At 56.8% G+C, this 3,742-nt stretch carries 2 protein-coding genes and 2 pseudogenes; all 4 read left to right on the top strand.

Annotated features, from left to right (window positions below; all coding sequences use genetic code 11):
• Nucleotides 1–996: pseudogene (locus JWR14_RS19635) on the top strand (hypothetical protein); the annotation flags it as partial.
• A gap of 224 nt (nucleotides 997–1,220) precedes the next feature.
• On the top strand, nucleotides 1,221–1,544 hold the full coding sequence (locus JWR14_RS19630) for a hypothetical protein (protein WP_299710013.1): 324 nt from the start codon (nucleotides 1,221–1,223) through the stop codon (nucleotides 1,542–1,544).
• Nucleotides 1,545–1,630: 86 nt separating this feature from the next.
• Entirely contained in the window at nucleotides 1,631–2,389 is a 759-nt protein-coding gene (locus JWR14_RS19625; protein WP_299710011.1) for a type IV toxin-antitoxin system AbiEi family antitoxin domain-containing protein, read from the top strand.
• Nucleotides 2,382–3,301, top strand: a pseudogene (locus JWR14_RS19620) (nucleotidyl transferase AbiEii/AbiGii toxin family protein). Before JWR14_RS19625 ends, JWR14_RS19620 begins: the two are co-directional and overlap by 8 nt.
• Nucleotides 3,302–3,742 lie beyond the last annotated feature (441 nt).

Below are 3,742 nucleotides of genomic sequence, written 5' to 3'. Positions count from 1 at the left end.
AACTCGTACACGTTCAATGAAAACAGCGCCACTTTCGGTATGATCAAGGCCGTAAATAGCGAGTCTGCTATTTACATTGATGTAGGAACGTTTGACGGATGGCTGTCATTGGGACTATGGTCGGGGAACGTGCTCATGGCTTCGGGGGATTATGATATCGCTGCTGGAAGACTTTATGGGGGCCCGGCGAACGTAATAAAGGTGTCCCCTGGAATCCTAAAGTTATCGATCAATCCCAATCTTTACGGGATGCTAACTTTTGATGTCCGCTATACCAGTTCTGATGGCGTCACACATCCGTTGACCCATTCCAAGATTTCCGATTTGACCGCTTTGAATGACACATGGGTACCATTTAACCAAGGCACCCTCCCGGGTGTCTACAAGTCAGTCCTCCATAGCGCTGCCGCCCCTGACGACGCCGGTTCGGTGGCGGCCACGGAGCAACTGCATACTCAAGACACGGCCGCGCCCCCGAGTCATACCGTGGTCGGCGAGCACGACGCGTTCAAAGCTGCCGCTGGCGGCAACGAAACAGTTGACTTGAAAGCAGACCCTACGTCCTACTTCAAGGAAGCCACGGCGCACATTGAAGGCGCGAAGGGCGGCGCTGTGGACACGCTGCACCTCACGGGCGATCACCAGATCCTCGACTTGACCTCGCTGACCGGCAAGACGGCGGCGGCGAAGATTTCGGGTATCGAAGTGATTGATCTTGGCGGCCAGCACAATACGTTGAAGCTCTCGCTGGTGGACGTGCTGAATCTGGGCGAAACCGACCTGTTCCAGCAAGACGGCAAGCAGCAGTTGATGGTGAACGGCAAGGAAGGCGACGTTGTCGACTTGTCGAATTCGCACGTCGCAGGTCTGGCTGAAGGCGAATGGCAACAACACGGCACCACGCAAGTGGGCGGCGTGACGTACAACGTGTACGAACACTCGGGTGCGCATACCGAGTTGCTGGTTCAGCAGGGGGTGCAGATCGCCGTGCATTGATTATGTGAAGACCGGCTTTCGCTAATAGAGGAAAGCCGGTTGATTCAAAGCAGCAAGCTAAAAAACCGTCGCAGACTTTGTCTGCGACGGTTTTTTTAATGGCCCGATGACGGAGTAATCGTAAGCGACGTTCAGAGGGTTGAGCGCAATCCGAGTACCGTTTGAGCGTTACTCGGAATGCGCTTCCTATCAAGGTGAGCGAAAGGTGCGCGAGTTCTTCGGATATGCATTGGATTGTGCCCAATGGGGGCAGCCAGATTGCCCTCCCCAAGGTTCTCAAAGGCTTCGGCGAAGCGGGAGTCCTTGAGGTCATAGAAGCTGACGCCAGCGGCGCCTATCGCGCCGACTACTCGGTGACGCTTCAGGAGGCGGTATTTGTGTCGCATTGCGCATGCGTGGTCATATCCGTTTGCCTCAATTTCGGCGGGTCGTCAGCTTATGGATCTGTTCCGTCTGATGCGGGCTTCAGCATGGACCGCAACGCAGATAGCTTGCTGCAGTGGCGTCAAGCTGATCTGTCGAGCACCGGCCAATTGATTAGATCGTGAGTCAAAAATGTACTATGAGGCTATTTTTGATGCTCATCTTCTGCGTGCGTTGCTTCCATGATTAGATTTTGTGATATTTTTATAGTATGGATGTAAATTCACGACACCAGATAATCAAGCGACTGCAGGCGGAATTGCCCCGCGGGACCCCGTTCGGCCTTGCCACTCTCGGGCAATTCGGGGTCTCGGCCCAGCTCGCTGCCCACTACGCCGAAGGGGGCTGGCTCGTGCGTCTGGCGCAGGGGGTCTATGCCTTTCCCAACGACGACTTTGGCGTTCACAAGGCGATCCTGTTCCTTCAGCAGCGCGTGCCGGGTCTGCACGTTGGCGGAAAGAGTGCATTGGCAATGCAAGGTGTGCGGCACAACCTGAGCACCCGGGACACGCTGGTCCTGTGGGGCGAACCCCGCTTTGCGCTGCCGACGTGGTTCACCTCGCGCTTCCCGGCTCGTTATGTCCATGCCCACCTGTTCGACTGGCCGCATACCGCTTTGGCGGACAAGACGCTGGCTACGCCGCCGGGCCTGCCGGAGGGGCTGCAGGTATCTGTTCCCGAGCGCGCCGTCCTTGAGCTTTTGTACGAGACAGGCGTGAAGCAAAGTCTCGAAGAGGCACGCAATCTTTTCGATGGCCTGCGCTCTCCACGCAAAGACCTCCTTGGGCAACTGCTGTCCTGCTGTACCAGTGTCAAGGCGGTGCGCCTGTTTCTCACTTGGGCACGCGAGACGAACGTCGTAGACGTCGATCTCTTACTGACACAGCACGAGGTTCGCACCGGCAGTAACCGGCGCTGGATGAGCCGGCTTGACGACGGCACGCTACTGAGCCTGAAACCTCATGGATAAAAGTTACGCGGACACCGTTCGTCTTTTGCTCACCGTCGCACCGGCAGTGTTGGCCAACGACATCTTTGCCATGAAGGGCGGCACGGCCATCAATCTTTTCGTGCAGGACATGCCGCGTCTGTCGGTCGACATCGACGTGGTGTATCTGCCGTGGCAGGTTCCCCGCGACGACGCACTGCGTGCGATCAACCAGGAACTGGCCACCATTTCAGCGCGCGTCGAGACGCTCGGCGTGCAGACACGCCTTGTCCGCAGCAGGGATTTGGGCGATACCAAGCTGATTGTCGAGAACGAGACCAGTCAGGTGAAGGTTGAGGTCAACGTCGTGTTCCGTGGCACGGTCCTGCCCGTCGAGCGGCGATCGCTGAGCGCCAGGACGGGCGACAGGTTTGGCGTCGAGTTTGAGGTGCCAATCCTTGCCCCGGACGAACTCTATGCGGGCAAGCTGGCGGCCGCGCTCGACCGGCAGCACCCGCGCGATCTGTTCGACGTATGGCAGCTCTACGAATCGGGCGGCATCACCGAAGGCATGGTGGAGTGCTTCGTGGTCTATCTGGCCGGACACAATCGGCCAATTCACGAAGTACTGTTCGGCAACAACAAGGATATTGCTGCCGAGTACGACCGAGCCTTCATGCGCATGACCGAAGTAGGGTGCACCTTGGCTACTCTGCTGGATGCTCGCGCACAGCTTCGGCGTGAATTGCCCGCGAGGTTGAGCGAAGCACACAAGCAATTCCTCGGTGGACTGGCGCGCGCGCAGCCCGACTGTCTTTATTGCAGTGTGAGCACGCCGCTGAACTAACTGCATTGCGATGGAAGCTCAGCAATCTGGAAACCTTTCGCAAGCGCCGGCCAAAAGATTTCTCCTCGCAGGCCGAAACGCTCGAAACGCTTTTGGCCCAGGTCTAGCGCTTTCATCTCCAATGAAGTGGACGGGACAAGGTGTTGACTGATGTAAAGGATCGCTAACTATAACGAGATGTTTTGAATTATCGCGGCTAAGTTAAATAGAGAGAACTACAAGATTTTTAACAGTCGCGGATTTACGCATTAATTCGTAGTCGCATTCAAGCAAAAGACCGTTTCAGCGCCGTGCTGGACCGGTCTATCATTGACGGAACGATTTCAGTCAGCCCAGCCTCGACGGCGTTCGACTGTCCGTTTGATGAGCTGCCTTGCGGCGGCGGTGTCGAGCAAGTGCAGCATCATCGGTGGGTGCATGCTTCCCGATTTACCGTCGGCTCGTCATCAGAAATGCCTTGCTCTTGAGGCGGCTGGTTTAGCGGTCGCTCCGCCATATAGTCGGCGGGCAGATCGACCGAGCGCAACAGATCGAAAAATTCGTTCCAC

The organism is Caballeronia sp. (assembly GCF_028292365.1).
In the GTDB taxonomy this organism is placed as follows: domain Bacteria; phylum Pseudomonadota; class Gammaproteobacteria; order Burkholderiales; family Burkholderiaceae; genus Caballeronia.
The sequence above is the reverse complement of the archived record's forward strand: the minus strand, read 5'-3'. Positions and strand labels throughout refer to the sequence as shown.

Excerpts from the sequence above, each read along its gene's own strand:
- JWR14_RS19630 (WP_299710013.1), top strand. The coding sequence starts at position 1,221 with ATGCATTGGATTGTGCCCAATGGGGGCAGCCAGATTGCCCTCCCCAAG.
- JWR14_RS19625 (WP_299710011.1), top strand. The coding sequence starts at position 1,631 with ATGGATGTAAATTCACGACACCAGATAATCAAGCGACTGCAGGCGGAA.